This window comes from Acinetobacter sp. RW6 (assembly GCF_041956835.1).
In the GTDB taxonomy this organism is placed as follows: Bacteria; Pseudomonadota; Gammaproteobacteria; order Pseudomonadales; family Moraxellaceae; genus Acinetobacter; species Acinetobacter calcoaceticus.
Genome location: NZ_CP167121.1, coordinates 969,171 through 988,911 on the forward strand (window position 1 = coordinate 969,171; position 19,741 = coordinate 988,911).

27 protein-coding genes and 1 pseudogene are annotated in these 19,741 nt (G+C 34.2%); 19 read left to right on the forward strand and 9 right to left on the reverse strand.

Going from position 1 to position 19,741, the window contains the following annotated elements; all coding sequences use genetic code 11:
* The first annotated feature begins 30 nt into the window (after nucleotides 1-30).
* From ACB088_RS04495 to ACB088_RS04515, 5 genes are all read left to right on the forward strand, one after another.
* Nucleotides 31-405: a TonB C-terminal domain-containing protein gene (locus ACB088_RS04495; RefSeq protein ID WP_375038130.1), complete on the forward strand. Its 375-nt coding sequence runs from the start codon at nucleotides 31-33 to the stop codon at nucleotides 403-405.
* Nucleotides 406-703: 298 nt separating this feature from the next.
* Nucleotides 704-973 (forward strand): hypothetical protein, encoded by a 270-nt coding sequence (locus ACB088_RS04500; protein WP_133746849.1) that lies wholly within the window; start codon nucleotides 704-706, stop codon nucleotides 971-973.
* A gap of 144 nt (nucleotides 974-1,117) precedes the next feature.
* The gene (locus tag ACB088_RS04505; RefSeq protein WP_003652344.1) at nucleotides 1,118-1,318 is read left to right on the forward strand and encodes a hypothetical protein; all 201 of its coding nucleotides are present in this window, start codon (nucleotides 1,118-1,120) and stop codon (nucleotides 1,316-1,318) included.
* A gap of 186 nt (nucleotides 1,319-1,504) precedes the next feature.
* Entirely contained in the window at nucleotides 1,505-2,017 is a 513-nt protein-coding gene (locus tag ACB088_RS04510) for a hotdog fold domain-containing protein (RefSeq protein ID WP_375038131.1), read from the forward strand.
* A gap of 11 nt (nucleotides 2,018-2,028) precedes the next feature.
* Nucleotides 2,029-2,604: a lysozyme gene (locus ACB088_RS04515; RefSeq protein ID WP_375038132.1), complete on the forward strand. Its 576-nt coding sequence runs from the start codon at nucleotides 2,029-2,031 to the stop codon at nucleotides 2,602-2,604.
* Nucleotides 2,605-2,690: 86 nt separating this feature from the next.
* On the opposite strand, the gene ACB088_RS04520 is transcribed toward ACB088_RS04515, so the two are convergent.
* On the reverse strand, nucleotides 2,691-3,107 hold the full coding sequence (locus tag ACB088_RS04520; RefSeq protein ID WP_375038133.1) for a carboxymuconolactone decarboxylase family protein: 417 nt from the start codon (nucleotides 3,105-3,107) through the stop codon (nucleotides 2,691-2,693).
* 110 nt (nucleotides 3,108-3,217) lie between these two features.
* Between ACB088_RS04520 and ACB088_RS04525 the strand changes: the two genes are divergently transcribed.
* Nucleotides 3,218-3,532, forward strand: coding sequence for a helix-turn-helix domain-containing protein (locus ACB088_RS04525; RefSeq protein WP_133746846.1), 315 nt, complete (start codon nucleotides 3,218-3,220; stop codon nucleotides 3,530-3,532).
* A gap of 594 nt (nucleotides 3,533-4,126) precedes the next feature.
* The gene (locus tag ACB088_RS04530; RefSeq protein ID WP_375038134.1) at nucleotides 4,127-4,390 is read left to right on the forward strand and encodes a hypothetical protein; all 264 of its coding nucleotides are present in this window, start codon (nucleotides 4,127-4,129) and stop codon (nucleotides 4,388-4,390) included.
* Nucleotides 4,391-4,445: 55 nt separating this feature from the next.
* Here ACB088_RS04530 and ACB088_RS04535 read toward each other — a convergent pair whose 3' ends face one another.
* Entirely contained in the window at nucleotides 4,446-5,300 is an 855-nt protein-coding gene (locus tag ACB088_RS04535) for a DMT family transporter (RefSeq protein WP_375038135.1), read from the reverse strand.
* A 235-nt stretch (nucleotides 5,301-5,535) separates the two neighbouring features.
* Between ACB088_RS04535 and ACB088_RS04540 the strand changes: the two genes are divergently transcribed.
* From ACB088_RS04540 to ACB088_RS04555, 4 genes are all read left to right on the forward strand, one after another.
* On the forward strand, nucleotides 5,536-6,405 hold the full coding sequence (locus ACB088_RS04540) for a LysR family transcriptional regulator (protein WP_375038136.1): 870 nt from the start codon (nucleotides 5,536-5,538) through the stop codon (nucleotides 6,403-6,405).
* A gap of 152 nt (nucleotides 6,406-6,557) precedes the next feature.
* Complete coding sequence (locus tag ACB088_RS04545) at nucleotides 6,558-6,689, forward strand: hypothetical protein (protein ID WP_375038137.1); 132 nt, start codon at nucleotides 6,558-6,560, stop codon at nucleotides 6,687-6,689.
* A 273-nt stretch (nucleotides 6,690-6,962) separates the two neighbouring features.
* Entirely contained in the window at nucleotides 6,963-7,250 is a 288-nt protein-coding gene (locus ACB088_RS04550) for a hypothetical protein (protein ID WP_092706911.1), read from the forward strand.
* Nucleotides 7,251-7,497: 247 nt separating this feature from the next.
* A complete protein-coding gene (locus tag ACB088_RS04555) occupies nucleotides 7,498-7,860 on the forward strand; it encodes a NirD/YgiW/YdeI family stress tolerance protein (RefSeq protein ID WP_092706913.1) in 363 nt (120 codons plus the stop codon).
* A 93-nt stretch (nucleotides 7,861-7,953) separates the two neighbouring features.
* Here the strand turns inward: ACB088_RS04555 and ACB088_RS04560 are convergent, their stop codons facing one another.
* Nucleotides 7,954-8,460: a GNAT family N-acetyltransferase gene (locus tag ACB088_RS04560; protein ID WP_375038138.1), complete on the reverse strand. Its 507-nt coding sequence runs from the start codon at nucleotides 8,458-8,460 to the stop codon at nucleotides 7,954-7,956.
* Nucleotides 8,461-8,851: 391 nt separating this feature from the next.
* Between ACB088_RS04560 and ACB088_RS04565 the strand changes: the two genes are divergently transcribed.
* The 3 genes and pseudogenes from ACB088_RS04565 (at nucleotide 8,852) to ACB088_RS04575 (ending at nucleotide 10,570) form a co-directional block, all read left to right on the forward strand.
* Entirely contained in the window at nucleotides 8,852-9,964 is a 1,113-nt protein-coding gene (locus ACB088_RS04565) for an OmpW family outer membrane protein (RefSeq protein WP_133746839.1), read from the forward strand.
* 55 nt (nucleotides 9,965-10,019) lie between these two features.
* Nucleotides 10,020-10,106 (forward strand): annotated as a pseudogene (locus ACB088_RS04570) (hypothetical protein); the annotation flags it as partial.
* A gap of 35 nt (nucleotides 10,107-10,141) precedes the next feature.
* On the forward strand, nucleotides 10,142-10,570 hold the full coding sequence (locus tag ACB088_RS04575; protein ID WP_375038139.1) for a DNA breaking-rejoining protein: 429 nt from the start codon (nucleotides 10,142-10,144) through the stop codon (nucleotides 10,568-10,570).
* 66 nt (nucleotides 10,571-10,636) lie between these two features.
* Here the strand turns inward: ACB088_RS04575 and ACB088_RS04580 are convergent, their stop codons facing one another.
* Both ACB088_RS04580 and ACB088_RS04585 read right to left on the reverse strand, forming a co-directional pair.
* A complete protein-coding gene (locus tag ACB088_RS04580; RefSeq protein ID WP_375038140.1) occupies nucleotides 10,637-12,223 on the reverse strand; it encodes an ATP-binding cassette domain-containing protein in 1,587 nt (528 codons plus the stop codon).
* A 258-nt stretch (nucleotides 12,224-12,481) separates the two neighbouring features.
* A complete protein-coding gene (locus ACB088_RS04585) occupies nucleotides 12,482-12,925 on the reverse strand; it encodes a universal stress protein (protein ID WP_004643207.1) in 444 nt (147 codons plus the stop codon).
* A gap of 290 nt (nucleotides 12,926-13,215) precedes the next feature.
* Here ACB088_RS04585 and ACB088_RS04590 point away from each other — a divergent pair, with 290 nt between their 5' ends.
* The 3 genes from ACB088_RS04590 (at nucleotide 13,216) to ACB088_RS04600 (ending at nucleotide 14,505) form a co-directional block, all read left to right on the forward strand.
* Nucleotides 13,216-13,443 (forward strand): hypothetical protein, encoded by a 228-nt coding sequence (locus ACB088_RS04590; RefSeq protein ID WP_003652322.1) that lies wholly within the window; start codon nucleotides 13,216-13,218, stop codon nucleotides 13,441-13,443.
* Between the two features lie 176 nt (nucleotides 13,444-13,619).
* Nucleotides 13,620-13,793 (forward strand): hypothetical protein, encoded by a 174-nt coding sequence (locus ACB088_RS04595; protein ID WP_133746836.1) that lies wholly within the window; start codon nucleotides 13,620-13,622, stop codon nucleotides 13,791-13,793.
* Between the two features lie 268 nt (nucleotides 13,794-14,061).
* Nucleotides 14,062-14,505, forward strand: coding sequence for an RDD family protein (locus ACB088_RS04600; protein WP_092706924.1), 444 nt, complete (start codon nucleotides 14,062-14,064; stop codon nucleotides 14,503-14,505).
* A 59-nt stretch (nucleotides 14,506-14,564) separates the two neighbouring features.
* Here the strand turns inward: ACB088_RS04600 and ACB088_RS04605 are convergent, their stop codons facing one another.
* A complete protein-coding gene (locus tag ACB088_RS04605) occupies nucleotides 14,565-15,740 on the reverse strand; it encodes a benzoate/H(+) symporter BenE family transporter (protein ID WP_375038141.1) in 1,176 nt (391 codons plus the stop codon).
* A 186-nt stretch (nucleotides 15,741-15,926) separates the two neighbouring features.
* Here ACB088_RS04605 and ACB088_RS04610 point away from each other — a divergent pair, with 186 nt between their 5' ends.
* Nucleotides 15,927-16,400 (forward strand): Lrp/AsnC family transcriptional regulator, encoded by a 474-nt coding sequence (locus ACB088_RS04610; protein ID WP_375038142.1) that lies wholly within the window; start codon nucleotides 15,927-15,929, stop codon nucleotides 16,398-16,400.
* Between the two features lie 49 nt (nucleotides 16,401-16,449).
* Here the strand turns inward: ACB088_RS04610 and leuE are convergent, their stop codons facing one another.
* The 3 genes from leuE to ACB088_RS04625 form a co-directional block, all read right to left on the reverse strand.
* Nucleotides 16,450-17,100, reverse strand: coding sequence for a leucine efflux protein LeuE (gene leuE / locus ACB088_RS04615; RefSeq protein ID WP_199989758.1), 651 nt, complete (start codon nucleotides 17,098-17,100; stop codon nucleotides 16,450-16,452).
* Nucleotides 17,101-17,173: 73 nt separating this feature from the next.
* Nucleotides 17,174-18,163 carry a transaldolase gene (tal, locus tag ACB088_RS04620; RefSeq protein ID WP_375038143.1) on the reverse strand — a complete coding sequence of 330 codons (990 nt, stop codon included), beginning with the start codon at nucleotides 18,161-18,163 and terminating at the stop codon, nucleotides 17,174-17,176.
* Nucleotides 18,164-18,294: 131 nt separating this feature from the next.
* Nucleotides 18,295-19,188 carry a LysR family transcriptional regulator gene (locus tag ACB088_RS04625; protein WP_199989757.1) on the reverse strand — a complete coding sequence of 298 codons (894 nt, stop codon included), beginning with the start codon at nucleotides 19,186-19,188 and terminating at the stop codon, nucleotides 18,295-18,297.
* A gap of 89 nt (nucleotides 19,189-19,277) precedes the next feature.
* On the opposite strand from ACB088_RS04625, the gene aceI reads away from it, so the two are divergent.
* Nucleotides 19,278-19,712 carry a chlorhexidine efflux PACE transporter AceI gene (gene aceI / locus ACB088_RS04630; protein WP_026057096.1) on the forward strand — a complete coding sequence of 145 codons (435 nt, stop codon included), beginning with the start codon at nucleotides 19,278-19,280 and terminating at the stop codon, nucleotides 19,710-19,712.
* Nucleotides 19,713-19,741: the final 29 nt, after the last annotated feature.

The window sequence follows — 19,741 nt, forward strand, 5'->3', positions numbered from 1 at the left end:
AATTTTAGTTATTGAAAAAAGGTATTTAAAATGAAAAACTTCACTATTATTGCTTCTTTATTTTTATTAGTTGGGTGTACTACTGGTCATAAACAAGCCATTCCCGTTCAAGTGACTGATAATAAAATCACTTCTGAGGCTGATAGATATAAAAAACAATATCAAAAGAAAATTTATAAATTATGGGAAGTTCCAAATTCTTCTACAGGGATGAGTGCAAGTGTTAAAGTATTTTTAAGTGATAGTGGGGAAATTGAGCAAATCATCTTTTTAGATAAAGAAGAACAAAAATTTAAAACAAGTATTGAAAAAGCGATCTGGCGTGCAAGTCCATTTGCTTTGCCTTCCAATCCAGAAGTAAGAAAACAAGCAAGAAGATTCAATATGAAATTTCAGGCAAAATAAATGAGTTCTTCTTAATTATTAGGGGCGAATTTAAAATTGTTAAGGTATATTAAATTTGCTCTCTATTTTTATGAAATACCGCAAATAGTTAGTTTAATTGCTATAAAGATTTTTTTTAAAATAAAAAAATCAATATTTCATTCTGATTCTAGATAACAAATAAGACATTTTATTTATTAGCAAACAAAATATAAACATTAGTTACATTACTATCAAAACATAACATAAACAAAACTTTAAAAGGGTATTAAATTATTATAAAAAATATGTTAATCCATAAATATGTTAAAGACGAAGTATGAGTGAAGCAAAGAAATCTCTGAAAGAAAGTAAGGCAACTTCAGTTGTAGCGTGGAGCGTAATTTTATTTGGAATTGTGGCAGGACTGGCCTTTATTTTGTCATATGGGCAAGTTGAAACAAGAAATGATAATCTTGATATTATTCAAATCTGGTCTAAAGAAATGATTACAGTCGGTCTCTTCATTATATTTAATGGGCTACTGTTCGGCTACTTGCTTTTAAAAATTAGTAGTATTTTGAACCATCTTGAAAATAATAAAAGCTAATTTATAAGAGTTCATTAACCTCTTTTTAGCGGGGATAAATGTATCTTAAAGTGTCAGTTACACAAATGATGATTGTTTGGGGTTGAATGTATCCGTTAATTATTTAAGCATGGAGTGACACAAGTTAAGTAAAGGATGAATCTCATGATAGATGAAGAAAAACCCTTAAATTTTGACGATGATGAAGAACCTCTCGATTTTGCCGATGAAGAATTCATCGATGATAAAAAAGAGGATGAGTTATATAACAGCATTACAAAAGATGGCTCAAGTGTAGATCCCGCAGATGATGGTGAGCGACACATTCGCCCTGAAGATGGGGATCCCATCGAAATCGAACAATAACTCAAAGCCCAATTCCATATTGGGCATTTTTAATAGGTTTGACTTTTTTATCTGAAAAGTACGATACGTCAGAGGTTATTCAATTATTATCATTAATGACTCAAAAAATTGAGAACTAAGCAATGAGTGTAGAGATGTGTACATATATATTTATTGAATGATTTATTCTCCAATTGAAGTAAAACTATGAGTAATTATATTTCTACATTTACCAACAAAATCAAAAATAAAGCTGTTCCACCTGTCAATGATGTTCTGATTGCTTTTAGGACTTTGAAGACCGTACCAGGCGGATTAACACTATTGTCAAAAATTGTTAGTCGAGTCGCTCCATATTTTCAGACTGTAAATCCAATTATTCAAAAATTAGATGTAGACGTGTGTGAAGCCTCGATCAAAAAAAATAAATCAATCGAAAATCATATCGGGACGGTACACGTTATTGCCATATGTAATGGGCTGGAATTTGTCATGGGTGTGTTAGCTGAAGCATCTGTGCCTCAACATTTAAGATGGTTACCTAAAGGTATGAGTGTAAATTATGTCGCTAAGGCAGATTCTGATATTAAGTTAGTGGCAACAATTGATGAGGAATGGAAGGTTGGAGATATGCAAATAAAAGTTAACGCTTATAGAGCGGATGGGCAGCCTATAGTTCAAGGATATATTACGCTTTGGGTTACAGAGAAAAGTAAATAACAGGGCATTAAATGCAAAAAATATTGGATTATCTCCGCAAAATTTTTACTGCCAAGCCTCAGCAAGATGCAACAGCGGATCACCTCATTGCTACGGCAACTGATCATGGTGATGAATTGATCGGTGTTGCTGTTGATGAGATGTCTCTTAGTGTGGAAGGTGTAAACCAAATCTGTAATTTTGAAGGGTTAAAGCTCAGTGCTTATGATGACGGTACTGGCGTATGGACTATTGGATATGGCACGACGCGATATCCTAATGGTAAGCGTGTAAGTGAAGGAGACCGATGCTCTCTTGAACAAGCTAAAACTTATATGCAGCATGATTTAAAGATATTTGAGCGTGCAGTGAGTAGTTCTGTAACAGTTCCTTTAAAACAGCATCAATTCGATGCACTAGTCTCTCTAACGTATAACATTGGCGTAGGTGCCTTTAAACATTCGACCTTACTCAAAAAGTTAAATTCAGGTGATTACAAAGAAGCAGCAAACCAGTTTGATGTATGGGTAAATGCAGGCGGTAAGCGTTTGCAGGGGCTGGTTAATCGCCGTGCAATGGAAAAGAAATTGTTTTTATCATCAAAGTAGTTGTCTCAGTTTTTTATTAGACTTGGTTAAAAATTCATGAAAAAGCCTCAAATGGTCAGGGCTTTTTCATATGGAAATTGAATCGATTAACTCTTATCCCCTAAGGTGATTCTGAGCCTGTTTAATGCTCCCATGAGTGAAATGCTGGTCGTCAACTCTACAATCTCTCTTTCACTAAAATATTCTGCTAAATGAGCTTTTACAGTTTCAATTTTTTCAGATAAAAAAGTGACTGCCTCTGCAAGTTCAAGAGCAAGAAGCTGCTTTTTTGAAAAGACATTTGAATGTTTATAGCCCGGAATTTTATCAATGACTTCTTGGCTTACTCCCATATCTCTTAATTCTTGAGCATGAAAAGCGCAGCAGTAAGCACAGCCGTTGATTTGTGACACGTATAACTCAGCCAAAGCAACTATTTGAGGATCAATGCCTGAGGTTCGTATAGATGCATGTGCTGAGTACAAATGATTAATCGTTTTTTTAGCAACTTCTTTATATTCCATCATATAGACCAGTTTTTTCGTAATAAAAAACTATTATTCATCACTAGGTATAGATTGTAAATTAGGCACTATTTTGTTATATAGGTATATTTTTTATACCTAATTAGACAATGAAAGATAATATTTCTGGCTGTTCTGTAGAAGAGGCAATGACAGTATTGGGTGGTCGCTGGAGAATGTTAATTATTTCATTTCTCATTGAAAGGCCTATGCGTTTTAATGAGCTAAGACGTGCAATACCTAATATTTCTCAAAGAATGTTAACTTTAGAGTTACGTTTTCTTGAAGAAGAAGGGTTTATTAACAGAGAAGTTTTTGCGGAAGTTCCTGTTAAAGTTGAGTACTCATTAACGGAAGATGGTAATAAATTAAACGGTTTAGTTGAGATGCTAAAAGAAGTTGGCTCTTGGCTAAAAGTAAGATAGTGCAGTTTATTTTATAGTTTTATTTACTTTGTTTCAGGTCACGCCTAGATCGTATGTCATCATTTTGACTGGATCATTTATACAAGTTTTAGACGTAAAAAAGCCTGATGCTACGAATCAGGCTTCAGTATTCATCAACAATAGGAGTTGATGAACAAGACCAATCTAACAGACCTGCACTATAAAGGCAAACCAATGGCCGACCGAACAGTTCATATAAGCATAATTTTCTCAAATTATAGGCATTAAAAAAGCCCTTGCTCGAAAGCGAAGGGCTTAGTCGTTCATTGATCTAGCAATGAACTATATAAGGCTCATCTCATACTAAGTGCAGTATATCTGAAATTGAAGCAAGAAAGAAGAAAACTTATGACAGTTATTTAAAACATCTTAATTACTCATATAGTCTTTCAATAGACTTAACTAAAGTGTTTGAAAGGTGCTTAATATTTGATTAGCTTTTTTATCTTTAAAAATATTCTAGTTTTAACCAAATATACACAGTTAAACAATTAGTTGAAAAAAGTTTCCGTAATCTCATCAAATAGCGTGTTAAGTTTTTCTCAATCATAAAAATTTAAAAAGGATTGAAACATGAAATTTTCATATCAAGATCTTGCCGGAAATAACGTTGAAGTAGTATGTGAAAGTTATATTCATATACCTTCAGGAACAGCAATAAAATCTACAGAAGCTGGTAATTATCACCCTACTGAAAACTTCAGTTTCTTTAAGAAAACTGAAGCTGATTCGATACCTATCTACCGATTTGCCATTGACCGAAATTTTAATGTTTTTAATAGTGATGAATTACCCGCTTTAGCTCAAATCGGCACTGGCTGGAAAAAATTGGGCTAAGTTTTTACTTAAAAATAAACCCTCGATTGAGGGTTCTATCCTAAAATTTTAAGAATTATTTCTTTTTAAATACGAGCATTAAGCCTAGCAAAATTGCAATCATCCCAATTAAACCTGCTAGTGGTAACTTATTTTTTAAAATTAGAAAATCTAAAAGTGCAGTCACGATAGGGACCAGATAGAACAGGCTTGTCACATTTACAATATTGCCCTGACTTAGAAGTCGGTAAAGTAAAAGCTGAGCAACTACAGAAATTAAAATTCCGAGAAATAAGACTGAAATAATCAGTTGTGAATTCCACGTGATTTCAAAATGTTCAAAGGGAACTATAAACAAGCAGACGACAATGCTGATTACATATTGTAGCGGTAAGACATCTGTAGGGGCTTGTTGAATGTTCTTTTGCATGATGGCCCCAAAAGTTATACAGATGAGAGCAGCTAAGGCAAACAGCACACCAATTGGAGCAATAAAAGACATTGTCAGGCTTTTCCAGACTAAAAGTATGAGCCCAGCTAAAGCAATGAATAAACCTAATAGCCTTTCTTTTTGCCAATTCTTTTCCATAAGACAAAGCGTGAGTATGGGCTGTATTCCCATAATTGTTGCCATTAAACCAGGAGTGACGCCATGGGCCATCGCTTTAAAATAGCAAATTGAATAACCTGCAATAATAAGCAACCCAGTAAGCAGAACTTGTTTTCGAGTTCCATGTTTGGGTAAAAGTCTTTTTCTAAATAGAGCAAGTACGAACAGAACAATCAAAGCAGTAGAAAAACGCAGAATTAATAATGCTATGGGCGAGGCATTATCTAACCCCCATCGAGTAAAAATTGCGGCACTACCCCAGAGTAAAACAAAAGCGGATGTTGCACTTTGTGATGCAAGCATCTGTTTATTTAGGCGCATAAAACCTCCTCCTAGTATGTAATACCTAAGAAATACGAAGTGATAAAATTGTTAGTAAATGCAGTTATTAATGTGTTGTTCAGTCACTAATCATGTACTGATCTTGGTTAAAATTGTGAATAGGACAAATAAATCGCTTTGAACTTATTATGATTTCAGTATGGAAGAGAGAATAGGTAAAGAAAAGCGCATAATTCTTTTATATACTATTTGAAAATCGAATAGATAAATCGTAATGAATTTAAAGAACCTACAGATTGATTGGCTGAAGTGTTTTGTCACAGTAGTAGATACAGGTTCGTTATCAAATGCAGCGCCTGAGCTTTATCGTTCGCAATCTGCTGTTAGTATGCAATTGAAAAAATTAGAAGAAGCTCTAAATTGCCAACTTTTAATACGGACGCACCGACAAATTGAATTAACTTCGCAAGGACAGCTACTTTTAGGTTACGCACGCCGTATTCTTGACTTACATGCAGAAGCACAAATGGCATTTCATGGAGATGAGTTGAAGGGCCGTATACGCCTTGGAGTACCTGATGACTATGCTGCTAAATATTTAACACCTGTACTTAAGCGTTTTGCACCACGTTATGGAGGCGTTGAAATCGAATTGATCTGTGAACAATCTACGTCTTTAATTCCGCGGGTAGAAAGTGGTGATATAGACTTAGCATTAATTTCGAGAGATAACGCTCGTCAAGGAACACTTTTATTTCATGAACCAATGGTATGGGTAGGGTCTCCACAGTTTGAACTTTGGCGAGAAGATCCACTCCCCATTGCAGTTTATGAAAGTACGAGCCAAGCGAAAAAGAGCGCTATTCATTCTTTAGCATTACAAGGGCACCGTTATCGAGTGGTCTACAACAGTTCAAGTTTAGCTGGTCAAATTGCAGCAGTTGAAAGTGGTTTAGCAATCGCCGTGTTTACGCAATGTAGCGCACCTGAGCATTTAACCATATTAGGTGCAGATCATGGCCTTGGACCTTTAGAGCCGATGGAGGCTGCGGTTTATCGGAGTAGAGCATCGTTAGAGTCGAAGGCTGTAGATCACTTATATGAATTACTTATTAAAACGCTCAGACACTCAGTTAACGTTTAATGGCCAAACCTTAAATTGATATTTAAATGTCAAACCAAAGAGCTTTACATTTTTGCGCGAAATCTACAAAAAAGCCTAGAAACATATGCTGATCGTAAAACGAATAAAAAGTATTTATTAACTCACTATCTGAACAATTCATGAGGTGAAGTATGACAAAAATTATGGCTACCTTAGGTTTAGCTGTGATTATTTCTTTAAGTGTGAGCGCTTGCCAAGGTGAAAACGATACAAAACAGCAAGATAAAACGACAACCCCTCATTCAATGGACAAAGATTCATAATCTAGATGAATGCTTAGGCCCGTCGTAAGATGGGCTTTTTTATATCTTTTTATTTTTATCCTAAAGTGTGATTTGTAACTCACAATATTTATTTTTAATGGTGCTGTTCAAAATATGTTGACTAATATGCTAGGTTTTAAATATATTTAAATCCAACACCAATCATTTTAAATATAACTCTATATTTAAAGTAAATTGGTTCAAATGCCATCAGATCAGAAATTTAACCTTTAAATTTGATTATAAAAATATTAATTAATCAAGGAGGTGGGTATGGACGCTAAATTTCATTCTGAAAATGAATATGGTTTTATTCTAGATATCTTGAACACTTACATGGTGATAAAGAAGACATTAAAAAATGATCATTATCCTTATGATTCATTTGGTTATCTTCTAGCTCTTTATCAACCACTAAAAGTTTATATCCCTCAACTTCCAAATCCGAAAATTTATATTGAGATTGGTGGAATTTCATATGACCGAATGATTGTTGGGCAAACAGAGGATGAAACGGAAGCCATAAATATTTTATCGAATTTAGGACAACTTGTTGCTTAACAATTAAGTGATATTTTAATGCTGAGTTTAATTTACTTAAGGAAAGCGTTTTCTTAAGTAAATTAACGACACAACTAAAGGCTCAAAATGGTTGTTGGAAGAAAAAACTTAAAGAAACTATTTGTTGTTTTTATCCATCCTCATTAAACAAAGACTCTAATAAGATACAAAAAACCACAAAAGCTAAATCTATAACTTTAAAAGAATTTGTTTATATAACTAAGAACATTAAAAGTAGGTCATCGTAATGAAAAAAATATTCTTAGCAACACTCACTGGGTTGGCTTTATTGGGTAGTAATGCGGTATTGGCTAAACCAGATGCTGCCTTATTAAAAGAAGCGACAAAAAATATAGTCACGGTGTCTAAAGCAAAAACCTTGGCTGATGAATCTGGAGTAACTTTAACGGGTACGATCGTAAAGCATATTGCTGGTGATCATTTTGAGTTTAAAGATGCTACAGGTTCAATTGTAATTGATGTAGATGATGATTTGTGGAAGCCTTTACAACTAAAAGCTGGAGATAAAGTCCGTGTTGTAGGAGAGGTGGACACTCATAGAGTTAAGCCAACTGATATTGAGGTTTTTAAGATTGAGCGTGTTAAATAAAACCAGATCATTTATATAAATATTGCTCAAAGCAAACAAAAAAGAGAACTCCTATTTCCAGAGGAGTTCTCTTTTTAACGACGATAATTTTTATTATTGGGTTGCATTAAATGCTTCATGATAGCTTACATATCCTTTAGGAATATTGCCTGAGAAGCTTAAGGCCTGAAAATACTCACTTGGTACATCGGGCAAAATTAACTCGCGATAGGTTTTAAAACCAAATCGGCTGTAATAGTTGGGATCACCCAGTAAAACGCATCCTTTTGCACCTAATTTTTTTAATTTTTCTAGTGATTTATTCATCAAAAGCGAGCCAATACCAAGCCCCTGTTTATTTGGATGAACAGAAATAGGGCCTAAACCATACCAACCCATTTCCCCTGAACTCATTTGAACTGGAGAAATAGCAACATGTCCAACAATAGATCCGTCTTCAATCGCGACTAAAGAGATGGTCAATTGTCTGTGGTTTCTTAAACTATTCACAATAAAATGTTCTGTATTACTGGTGTGCTCAGCATTTTGAAAAGCTGCTTTCGTTAGTTCTTCTATTGCTTCAATATCCTCATTTCGCTCATCACGAATCGTAATATTCATTAAAATTCTTCCTTATTTATTGACCAATCATACGCTTTAATTTTTTAAATTAAGTTAACTTCTTTAAATTTTGTCGAAATATAGGTAAGGCGTGGAGTTAAATTTTGACCTCAGTTCTATCTAATTGGTTCAATCACAAAAGCATGCGAGTATTAAAATTAGACTACTTAAAACTTTAAAGTATTTTACCGATCGTTAAATTATTTATTTGCATAATGTTTCCATTTGTCAGAAAAATTAGATAACTATTTCATGTAATTAACAGTATAAATTGATGGGTTTATCTAAATTAATTACGTTTTAAAATATACCGATTGATAAAAACGGCAACTTGTCTATATTCCATACATATATTGCAAAATCAGCAATATATTTCTAGGATGGAATAAAAATGAAAAAAAGAGTAATAAAAATAGCAATAGTGAGTTCATTATCTGTAATAACGAGCATGAGTTATGCGCAGGAATTTAAAAGATTCTCTGTCTCTGCTGGTTGGATACATGTAATGCCACAGGGTAAAGCTAATCCATTTAATATTAATACAGCTGTTAAAAATGGAACCGCTGCTAAAGTCGGTACTATTTCAACAACAAGTTTTTTAAATTCGGTTGATCCGAATGCCACTGAAATAGACTTAGGAGGAGAAGTCTTTAATCAAAAGGAGTTTCTAGAGTTAGCTTTAAAAGATGAGTACATGCGAGAGATTATTCTTGATGCCAACGGTAATATTAAACCCGAAGTTTCTGGTACTGCGACGATCCATGGAATAGAAAACTGGCAACAAAATGATGCAGGTCTTGAGGTCGATGATGCAGATACGTTGGGTTTAACCTTTAACTATTATCTTAATGATCATGTGTCTTTACAATTTATTGGCGGAATTCCACCTAAAGTAGATATTAAAGGAAAAGGAGAAATCTTAGCGCCATTAAGCGGAGTCGCAATGTCTCCCAATGACTTGGTGAAATATCTTTTTCCTAATGGGATTACCTTGGGTCAAGCGATTCCAATTACCAACCTAGGGAATAAATCTAAAGCTGCATCTATTCGAGCATGGACGCCAACCATAGAAGCACAATATCAGTTTGGTAAAAGTGGGGTAAATAAGTTTAGACCCTATATTGGAGCTGGTTTAATGTATGCCCATTTTAATGATATTAAACTCAATGATGGGATTCGTTCTGATTTAGTCTCCGCAGGCCATATGATTCAGAATGTGTTAGATGGTAAAGCAGGAGCAGCTTTAGACCGAAAAGAATCGAGTGGAAAAATGGTTGTTAATGTTGATGCCGATGATGCGATAGCTCCTATTTTTACTGCTGGCTTTACTTATGATTTTAATGATTCATGGTATACGGTTGCTTCAGTATCGTATGCAAAGTTGAGCAATAAAGCACAAATTGATGTAGTCAATCAAAATACGGGTACTCGCTTAATACACGCAACAACAAAAGTTGATATTGATCCACTGATTACCTATTTAGGGGTAGGCTATCGGTTCTAAAATTTTAATTGTTTAAATGTAGTATCTCAAAGAGAAAGTAAAGCTGGAACTTTGAGATACTTTATTTGTTACTGGTTATAAAAAACAACTACTAATTATCAAACTCATACATAAAGTAAAATTTTATAAAAAGTATTTTTAATATAATAATTTTAAAATTATTTTGAGGATTGGAAATTGGAAAAAATCATTAAAACTTTATTATTATCTACACTGATTTCAACTACATCATTCTCTGTTTTAGCTAAAAATGTTGAGCAAAAAGTTAATTTTTTACAAGGTTCAACGAGTACCACATTAACTGGAAAATTTCAGGGCTATGATGATGTAAGGTACAAGGTTTATGCAAAGAATGGACAAGTATTAAAATTTAATATTAATAGTCTTGGTAATTTAGCCTATGTCAATATTTTTGCACCGGGGAAAAAACTAGGTAAAGATAATGCATTATTAATTGGTTCAACTGTAGGATCGAAAGGAGAGCTCGCTTTGCCAGTTGATGGCGATTATATTATTCAAGTTTATCAAATGCGTAATAGTGCTCGTAAACATAAAACTGTGAAATATAATCTCGATGTCGAATTATTAAATAAAGTAAAAAAATAATGTTTGATAAAATTTACTAGCTCTCAAATGAGAACTAGTAAATTTGAAAAATGATAGAGATAGTCACTATTCGGTTAAAGAAAATGACTCGTAAATGCCACAACTTTCAACAAACATTTGATCATGTGAAACTAGTAATACAGCACCTTCATAACTCTGAATAGCAGTAGCTAATAATTCTCTCGATTCAATATCTAAATGATTTTCGGGTTCATCTAATAACAGGAGTTCGGGGGTAGGTTCTATCTGGCTAATGGCCAATAAAGCTACTTTTAGCTTTTCACCACCACTTAGCTGTGACAATAGATAAGTACTTTTATCACCGCGAATTCGAAGTTGGCCTAATAAATTTCTCCATTCCAATTCTGAAAGCTCATTATTCATGTGAGTTAAGTTCTCTATAACAGACATTTCATCACATAAAAAGCTAAAGTTTTGATCGAGATAAAAGCACTCTAAAAATAATTGAATGCTGTCACAGGGCTGATTCTTCTGTGCATTAATTGCTTTAAGCAAAGTCGATTTTCCAATTCCATTTTGACCTGTTATGTGAATTTTTTGGACTGCTTGTACAGCTAAATCTATGGGTTGTTGAGTTCCATATTTCAGTTTGAGTTTTTTAATCCGAAGAATTTCTCCAGATTTTTTATGAAAAGTGGGGAAGACAAACTGTTGTGGCTTGACGGTTTCAAGACGCAGTTTTTTGTCTTTTAAATCATTTTGACTATTTGAAATTTGTCGTTGGTGCTGAGACTGTATAGCCGCAATACTTTGGCCCGCTTGTTCCTTTTTAAAATCGAGCAGAATTTTGGCTTGAGAATTTGATTCACGTAATTTATTGCCAGCACGTTCACGTTTTTGAGCTTTCATTAATACATCATGTTGCTTTTGCTTCATGTGTTTAACATCGCGTTGGCTTTGTTGAACAGATTGCTCTAAAGCTGCAACATGAGTTTGATATTGCTCATCAAATTTCTCATAGTTTCCAGTTGTGTGATGTAAGCCATGTTCATTTAAATGATAAATATGGTCTACTTCATTCAACAAAGTGCGGTCATGGCTAATAATTAAAGCGCCTGTTGGGTGTTTTCTTAAGTGGTCAATTAACCATTTTCTAGAGTCTTGATCTAAATGATTACTGGGTTCATCGAGAAGTAAGTAGTGATCTGATTTTAGAAATAAACAGCTTAAAGCCAATTTGGTTTTTTGACCTTCACTTAAGTTTTTAACTGGAAAGTCTAAATCTGTTGGTAAACCCGCAGACTCCAATAAATTATTCCATAAGGTGGGGAGGTCCCATTTACCTTCTAACAAATCATAATCATCGAAGTTGGCAACACCTTGCTCAACTCTTTTAAAAGCTTGATAAATGTCTAAGATATCTAATGCTTCAGCTATGGTCAGTCCCGTTAACCGATGTAGTTGAGGTAAATATGCATGTTTTATATGCCAAGATATTTGTCCAGATGTAAGAATTGAATCTGCTTTAAGCGTCTGATTTAACATTTGCATAAGCAAAGATTTACCTTGACCATTACGGCCAATTAAGGCAGACACCTGATTCGATCCAAGGCTAAAATTTAGTTGTTTAAACATGACTTTAGATGAAAGCTCTAAAGTCAGCTGTGATATTACACATGCCTGCTGAGTCATAAAAACCTCATAAATACAGGATGTACAAAATAGGAAAAAACAGTTTTAAGCAGAGACGTTAAATCACAAAAAATAGTCTATTTTGCACATCAAAAAAAGAAAAAATGATGAGAAAAAAGACTTACTTCATTGGCGTGACTCACGAAATTGAAAGAATAAGCAACTATTCTATCTGGGTTTTTGGCTAGTGTAAAATTTATACAATCTATTTTATTAAAAACCCAATCAAAGGATTGGGTTTTTTGCATCTAAAAAAGTTTATTCTTTTACAACCAATACCTGAATTTTGGTACTGTTTAAAACATCTTGAGCAAAACTACCCAAAATAAGTTTTTGGAAGCCTTTGCGACCATGAGAACCAATTACAATCAAATCGGAACCTAAGCCTTCTACAGCTTTTAAGATACCATCTGAAGAAATTTCACCTTGGATAATCTGAGTTTCGGCATCAATACCTTCTTCAGCACATAAAGCTTTTACTTTTGCGAGAGTTTTTTCTGCATTGGCACGTGCTTCAACAAAATAATCTTTTACAACAGGTGAGATGTAATAAAAATCTACGCCGCTAAAAGGATCTACTGCAACTAAGCTAATAGCGGTCAATTTACTCCCAAATGCCTTTGCAATATGAGCTGCTTGTCTTGCTGCTGCTAAAGAAATTTCAGAACCATCGACCGGTACAATAATATGTTGGTAATTCATAATGTTATTCCTCTTATTTACAGTTGTTATATGTATGAAGCATTTATTAATTAAAGATTAACATATTTCATTCTCGGTAAACATCTATTCGACTAAAAGAAAGAAAAATTAAATAAAATTATTTTAAATCAATTGGTTGTGTTTATTATTCTATCGACTGTGATGGAGTTTAAGAGCTATTGCTGAATAATTGATAATATTTACATGAAAATTACAAAAAATTACCGTTCATATTTCTGTCATATAGAAAACGTATAACAAAATAGTAAACTAAGGGGAGAGTGATGAAGATGGCTGATTTAACAGCAAAGAAAATCAATAAACTCATTGAAGAGTTTCGTCAAACAGGTAAAGAACCCGAAAAATTAGTCGTTGGTTATAAAACGTATGCCAGACTCATGACTGAAGATAAATTTGCAGAGAAAGTTGTGCCTTCACTAGAAAATTCAAAAGAGCGGTTATATAAAAATTTAAAAATTAAACTTGTGACTGAAAAGCATTACTTTGAAATCAAATAAAATTTATGTGAAATACATCACTGTTTATTAAAGTAAAATAACACTAAATAAGTTTAATAACATGATTATTGTATGATGAAACAAATTAATAGTGTAACCAACATTTGAAAACAGCAATCGTTTATAAACTCGATAGAATAAATTGCTTTTATTTTTAAGTAGTGGAATAAATCGAGATGCCAACACTCAGTGTAATTATATTTTATGTTTTAACTATATTAGGTAGTGTAGCTATTGTTTATGGATTAGTCAGTTTAATTGTTTTTTTAATTTTTATTGGATTAGCTCTATTATTTGCAGCATTATTATTAAAAACAGAATTTAAATTAGATATTTTGTTCTGGAAATAAATATAATATGTATTTATATTTTTAATTGTCTATAAAACTGTTTCAATAGAGCTGAAACGAAAAATTTCAGTTCTAAAAAGATTAAATTAATTTTTATGGTGAATATTGATGTAATAACGTTTTTTTGATCAAAATTATTACAATAAAATATAAAAGTGGAAAATTTTAAATTTATTTAAGTATTTAAAAATAAAAAAGTTTCATTTAGGATAAAAGTAAAATTGTAAAAGCATTTGTAGCTATTAAACAATAACAAAGCGAGGTGAGCATGACTTATAAGTATGAGTATGCAGGGTTCTGGTTAAGATTTGGTGCAATGATTATTGATACTCTTATTCTTTTTTTGGCAATTATTCCTGCGGCATGGATTTTTTATCAGGGGGATTATGACTTAGTCTTTGCCACAGGCTTAAGTGCGAAACCACAAAATTATGGGTTTGATTTAATCGTGAACTATGTATTTCCTTTATTGTATTCAATTTTATGTTGGCTGTATTTTGCAGGTACTCCAGGTAAACGATTGATGCGATTAAAAGTTTTAGATGAAAAAACAGGCAATAAGCTAACAGTCATGCAGAGTATTATTCGATACATTGGCTATATTCCATCAATTTTAGTCTTTGGTATTGGTCTTTTTTGGGTAGCATTTGATGCTAAAAAACAAGGCTGGCATGACAAAATGGCGAAGTCAGTTGTAGTGCGAGAGCTATAAAAAATAAAATGGAAAAGCGTTCATGGCATTGAGAATAGGGACTATGAACGCTTTTTTTATTAACTTTTTTTGATTCTGAGTTTTAAAATAAAGTACACCATTACACCTACAATAAGTCCCCAAAAGGCTGAGCCGATACCGAAAAATTGAATGCCCGAGGCGCTACACAAAAAGGTAAATAATGCAGCTTCACGGTCTTCAACTTGAGCAAATGCGATTGCAATGTTGTGGCTGATCGTACCAAATAATGCAATGCCAGCTAAAGCTACAATAAAGATATGTGGAAAAGACATGAGTAAGCTTGTCAGTGTTGCAGCAAACAAGCCCATTAAAATGTAGAAAAAACCACAGCTCATGCCTGCAATATATCGTTTACTTGGGTCTGGGTGGACTTGATCGTCTAAGCTTACAGCCGCACTAATCGCAGCAATATTTACGCTATAACAACCAAAAGGTGCAAGCACAACTTGGGTTAAACCCGTCCAGCCAATCAGTTGATTAACATGCGGTTTATAGCCATAACTCTTGATCATGGCAATTCCGGGTAAATATTGCGAAGCCATGCTAATCACAAAAAGTGGTAGAGCTAAGCCCAAAAGTGCTGACCAGCTAAATTCCGGACTAATCCAAATAGGTTTAGCCAAAGACCACTGAAGTGAAGGCATATGAAACTCTAAAAAGACAGGGCACAGGGCAATACCTGCAAGTGCTGTGAATACAATGCTATAACGCGGCCATAATCTTTTTGTAATTATATAAATGGTCAGTAAAGATAAAACGAATTCCCAATCATTTTGCAAACTTGCGAACAGGGAAATACCAAATTTGAGTAAAACACCTGCAAGCATGGCACTGGTTAAGCTTTGAGGAATATATGAAAGTGCTTTTTGAAATATACCTGAAAAGCCTAAAATAGCAGTCAGTAAACCGCCAACTAAAAAAGCACCAATCGCTTCATTTAAGCTATAGCCACTACCTGTTGCCATAATTAAAGCGAGGCCAGCGGTTGACCATGCAGTTGCTACAGGATATTTAAATTTCCAAGAAAGTATGAATCCTGATAAACCAATACCTAAGCCTAAAGCCCAAAACCATGAGGTGATTTGCTCGGATGAAGCACCTAAAGCTTGAGCCGCCTGAATCACTAAAATGGCTGAAACACTAATACCTATTAAAAAGGTAATAAAGCCAGCAAATACGGCTGGAATTGAAAAATCTTGAAGAATCTTTTGCATAGCTAAATGTTCTAAATCCCTGAAAAATTAATATGTTTCTGTCTCTGCTTTCAGCTAGGTAAATCTAACAATTTTTTTTAAGAAGGTGCTTTCTATTTTTAACTTAAAATAGAAATAATATTTTCAAAATATTGAATAATGCTATTATTCATTTCGAAATTAATACTAAATTTGGGATATTGTTTTATGGAAGAACAGACTGAAAATTTGTCACCACTTGAATTGAAAATTATGCGTGCTTTACAAGAAAATGGGCGCTTAAGTAATGCTGAACTGGCTAAGCTTGTAGGCATAAGTACTTCATCTTGTTGGAATCACACACAGCGTCTTTTTAAAATTGGGGCAATTCTAGATGTGCGCGCTCGGATCAATCCGAGTATGGTGCAGCGTGATACGGTTGTACTCGTTGGTGTAGTTTTAGACCGTTCAACCCCTGATAGCTTTCAGGCATTTGAACAGGCGGCAGGTGATTTGGAGAATGTTCTGGAGTGCTATCTGGTTGCTGGAGAAGTCGATTATTTTCTAAAAATTCGTGTTAAAGATTTAGCTGCTTTTAACCGATTTCATAGTGAAAAAATTATTGCCTTACCGGGAGTAAGACAAGTCAGAACGTTTTTTGTGCTCAATGAAGTTAAAACAGATGGCATGCTGGCATTTTAGCAGTTCACTATATTTTAACTTTATGATGCAAAAACTAGGGTAAAGATGATTAGATTGTTGAGGTTGCCAGTTTTAAACCGAATCCGAAAAATAGAATCCCTACTAAAAAAATACTACTTGCTGCAATTTTATGGTTCTGTTTAAAAAATGCTGAAAGCTTAATCCCCGAGAAGATTAATGCAGTTAAATAGCTAAAACTAATAATTTGTAAAATAATCGCTAAAATTAAGAAACTTAGTGCTGGGTAGGCATAATCGGGTTCAACAAATTGAACAAAGAAAGATAAGAAAAATAAAATCGCTTTAGGGTTGAGTAAACTAATGCTTAATGCTGTTTTATAAGGATGAATTTTATCTAAAGCTGGTAAATCAGCCATTTCAGGTTGTGGTTGATTACGTTGTTTCCAGCGTTGAATACTACCTTGTAAGAGCTTAAAGCCTAGATAAGATAGATAAAGTGCACCTGTTAATTTAAGAATAACAAATACCCATGGGAATGCTTTTAATAAAGAGGCTGCACCTAATACGGTACATAGCATTAAAATAAGATCACCGGTAAAAATACCTAATGCACCCATATATCCAGTTTTAATGCCATAACGTGAAGCAATTGACATCACATAAAGAGAATTGGGTCCCGGCAATAACACAATTAGGAATGTACCAATAATATATGTTGTTAAATCTGTTATGCCGAACACGAGAAACCCAATAAAAAACCGATTTTTGCCATGATAACAAAAATCGGTGATTTTGTATGAAAAGTGAAGTTTTTTAAGGTTTAATTTCCGCATCAATTCCAAAAGACTGACGTAATAAAAAACTTAATTGGTCACGAGCTTTAATAAAGCCATCTACACCACCTTGTAAAAGCTGGAATGCCATTAAGTCATGATTAAGTTCATCTTTAAAACTTTGTTCATCTTGAGCTGGTCTAACAATAGCATCTACTTGCTTTGATTTAGTTGCATCAAGAGCTGCATCAACTGTACGTGTATCTTGCTCGAGCTGGGTAAGTAAGCCCGGAGAGATCGTTAGTAAATCGCAGCCAGCAAGTCCAAGAACCTGATCGATACTACGGAAGCTCGCACCCATCACTTGAGTCGGGATATTTTGTTGCTTGTAGTAGTTATAGATTTTTTTAACTGAAACGACACCTGGATCTTTTTCGATTGGGTAAGAATCGACACCTTCAGCTTTTTTGTACCAGTCCAAGATACGGCCTACAAATGGTGAAATTAAAGTTACTTTTGCATCTGCGCATGCTTGAGCTTGATGTAATCCGAAAAGCAGAGTGAGGTTACAAGCAATTCCTTCAGCTTCGAGTACTTTCGCGGCTTGAATACCTTCCCAAGTCGACGCAATTTTAATAAGAATACGTGACTGATCAATACCATAACCTTTGTAAAGTTCACATAATTCATGTGCTTTTTGAATGGTGGCTTCGGTGTTATATGAAAGTGCAGCATCAACTTCAGTCGAAACGCGACCTTCAATCAGTTTTAAAATTTCTACACCAAATTTTACGGTTAAAATATCAATAGTTCTTTCGATTAACTCATCATTGCTATAGCCTTCCTCTTTGGCTTGATAATAAGCATCTTCAATGAGTTCTTTACTTTCTGGTTGTTCTGCTGCTGCCGTAATCAATGAAGGATTGGTCGTCGCGTCTAATGGACGAAATTTACGAATTGCATCAAGGTCACTACTGTCGGCAACAACGGTCGTTAATGTTTTTAATTGGTCAAGTGCTGTATGAGTCATTGATATTCAACATCTTCAATAAAAAAATCTTATGTTTTCTTTATAGCACAAAGTCTATTCATGCTGTCGATATATCAATTGTTATATTTCAAAGAAAAACGTTTAGGTTCTGCATCTAAATTGAAATAATTTTAAGGGACCTGTTGTGTTCGTTGCTTACGGATATGTTCAATGAGAAATCTGGCAGCAGCACCGAGCTCACTTTCACGACTCCATACCAAATCTACGTAATATTCAAATCTTGGAGTGAAATCTAATAAATTCAATATCTTAAGCTTATTTTTTAGTTCAGGGTTTTCTTTAAACATTTCTTGAGGAAGAACACCCCAACCCAGATCACGTAAAATCATTAAGCAAGCAGAGTGGTGGTTATCTGTACGCCAGTAATGTTTCGAAAAAAGTAATTCGGGTTTTAATGTTTCATCTCGACTTGCCACTACAATTTGTCGTGTTGTGAGGATCTGTTCATAAGAAACCTGATTTTGACTTGCAAGTGGATGATCTTTAGAAATAACGGGAATTAAAGCCTCACGTTTGAGCTCTACGAATTGTTCTCTGTTATCTAGATGCTCACGTTCAAACATGAGTGCAAGTTGGGCAGAACCATCTAACAACATTTGTAAGGCATCTTCTTGGGGTGCAGAAACAATATTAATTTGCAGGTCTGGAAAACGACTCTCTAGCAGGCAAATATAGTCGGTCCAGTTGGTATGTAAGAGTTCAGACACAATCACAATGGTTAAGTTAGCTTCTAAACCGGTGCTTAACGCATGTGCATGTTGTTTCCATTGATTCATCTCAATCAAAAGCTGAGAAGTTTTTTCATATAACACCCGTGCTTCGTCAGTAGGGACGGGCTCACGACCTTTACGATCAAATAAGGTTAAGTCCAGATCAATTTCTAAGTTGGCAATAGACATGCTTACAGCCGAAGGAACTTTTCCAAGTTTACGTGCTGCTGCTGAAAAAGAGCCTGTTTCTATAACGGCCTGAAACATGAGTAATTGTTCTTGATTAATATTCATCTGTCAAAAAAACTGAAAGAACCTGATTGGATTAATCAATATTATAAAAATAAAATGCACATTATCCAAGTATTATTGAGTATTTAAAAATGTTGATTTCCAAGAGAAGGCTCATTCATGCAATCAGTTATGAAGGAATTTTATTGGTCATCATTGCGATTGCATTAAGTTTTATTTTTGATATGCCTATGGACGTAACCGGAACACTCGGTGTGTTTATGGCAGTGGTTTCAGTTTTCTGGAATATGATTTTTAACCACTACTTTGAGAAAGTAGAGCATAAATATAATTGGGAAAGAACAATCCCTGTAAGGATTTTACATGCGGTTGGTTTTGAGGGCGGTTTGCTTATTGCAACAGTGCCGATGATTGCTTATATGCTACAAATGAATGTCATTGATGCGCTTATTTTAGATATTGGTTTAACCTTATGTATTTTGGTCTATACCTTCATTTTCCAATGGTGTTATGACCATATCGAAGATAAGTTTTTCCCTGAAGCAAAAGCTGCCTCACTGCACTAAATTTATAAATCCTAAAATGAAATAAGCAC

Coding starts and splice junctions, on each gene's coding strand:
- ACB088_RS04525 (WP_133746846.1), top strand. CDS start 3,218: ATGAAAGATAATATTTCTGGCTGTTCTGTAGAAGAGGCAATGACAGTA.
- ACB088_RS04510 (WP_375038131.1), top strand. CDS start 1,505: ATGAGTAATTATATTTCTACATTTACCAACAAAATCAAAAATAAAGCT.
- ACB088_RS04530 (WP_375038134.1), top strand. CDS start 4,127: ATGAAATTTTCATATCAAGATCTTGCCGGAAATAACGTTGAAGTAGTA.
- ACB088_RS04605 (WP_375038141.1), bottom strand. CDS start 15,740: ATGCAAAAGATTCTTCAAGATTTTTCAATTCCAGCCGTATTTGCTGGC.
- aceI (WP_026057096.1), top strand. CDS start 19,278: ATGTTGATTTCCAAGAGAAGGCTCATTCATGCAATCAGTTATGAAGGA.
- ACB088_RS04560 (WP_375038138.1), bottom strand. CDS start 8,460: ATGAATATTACGATTCGTGATGAGCGAAATGAGGATATTGAAGCAATA.
- ACB088_RS04550 (WP_092706911.1), top strand. CDS start 6,963: ATGGACGCTAAATTTCATTCTGAAAATGAATATGGTTTTATTCTAGAT.
- ACB088_RS04495 (WP_375038130.1), top strand. CDS start 31: ATGAAAAACTTCACTATTATTGCTTCTTTATTTTTATTAGTTGGGTGT.
- ACB088_RS04505 (WP_003652344.1), top strand. CDS start 1,118: ATGATAGATGAAGAAAAACCCTTAAATTTTGACGATGATGAAGAACCT.
- ACB088_RS04535 (WP_375038135.1), bottom strand. CDS start 5,300: ATGCGCCTAAATAAACAGATGCTTGCATCACAAAGTGCAACATCCGCT.
- ACB088_RS04520 (WP_375038133.1), bottom strand. CDS start 3,107: ATGGAATATAAAGAAGTTGCTAAAAAAACGATTAATCATTTGTACTCA.
- ACB088_RS04595 (WP_133746836.1), top strand. CDS start 13,620: ATGCCAACACTCAGTGTAATTATATTTTATGTTTTAACTATATTAGGT.
- tal (WP_375038143.1), bottom strand. CDS start 18,163: ATGACTCATACAGCACTTGACCAATTAAAAACATTAACGACCGTTGTT.
- ACB088_RS04515 (WP_375038132.1), top strand. CDS start 2,029: ATGCAAAAAATATTGGATTATCTCCGCAAAATTTTTACTGCCAAGCCT.
- ACB088_RS04610 (WP_375038142.1), top strand. CDS start 15,927: ATGGAAGAACAGACTGAAAATTTGTCACCACTTGAATTGAAAATTATG.
- ACB088_RS04590 (WP_003652322.1), top strand. CDS start 13,216: ATGGCTGATTTAACAGCAAAGAAAATCAATAAACTCATTGAAGAGTTT.
- ACB088_RS04545 (WP_375038137.1), top strand. CDS start 6,558: ATGACAAAAATTATGGCTACCTTAGGTTTAGCTGTGATTATTTCTTTA.
- ACB088_RS04500 (WP_133746849.1), top strand. CDS start 704: ATGAGTGAAGCAAAGAAATCTCTGAAAGAAAGTAAGGCAACTTCAGTT.
- ACB088_RS04555 (WP_092706913.1), top strand. CDS start 7,498: ATGAAAAAAATATTCTTAGCAACACTCACTGGGTTGGCTTTATTGGGT.
- ACB088_RS04565 (WP_133746839.1), top strand. CDS start 8,852: ATGAAAAAAAGAGTAATAAAAATAGCAATAGTGAGTTCATTATCTGTA.
- ACB088_RS04625 (WP_199989757.1), bottom strand. CDS start 19,188: ATGAATATTAATCAAGAACAATTACTCATGTTTCAGGCCGTTATAGAA.
- ACB088_RS04585 (WP_004643207.1), bottom strand. CDS start 12,925: ATGAATTACCAACATATTATTGTACCGGTCGATGGTTCTGAAATTTCT.
- ACB088_RS04540 (WP_375038136.1), top strand. CDS start 5,536: ATGAATTTAAAGAACCTACAGATTGATTGGCTGAAGTGTTTTGTCACA.
- ACB088_RS04580 (WP_375038140.1), bottom strand. CDS start 12,223: ATGACTCAGCAGGCATGTGTAATATCACAGCTGACTTTAGAGCTTTCA.
- ACB088_RS04600 (WP_092706924.1), top strand. CDS start 14,062: ATGACTTATAAGTATGAGTATGCAGGGTTCTGGTTAAGATTTGGTGCA.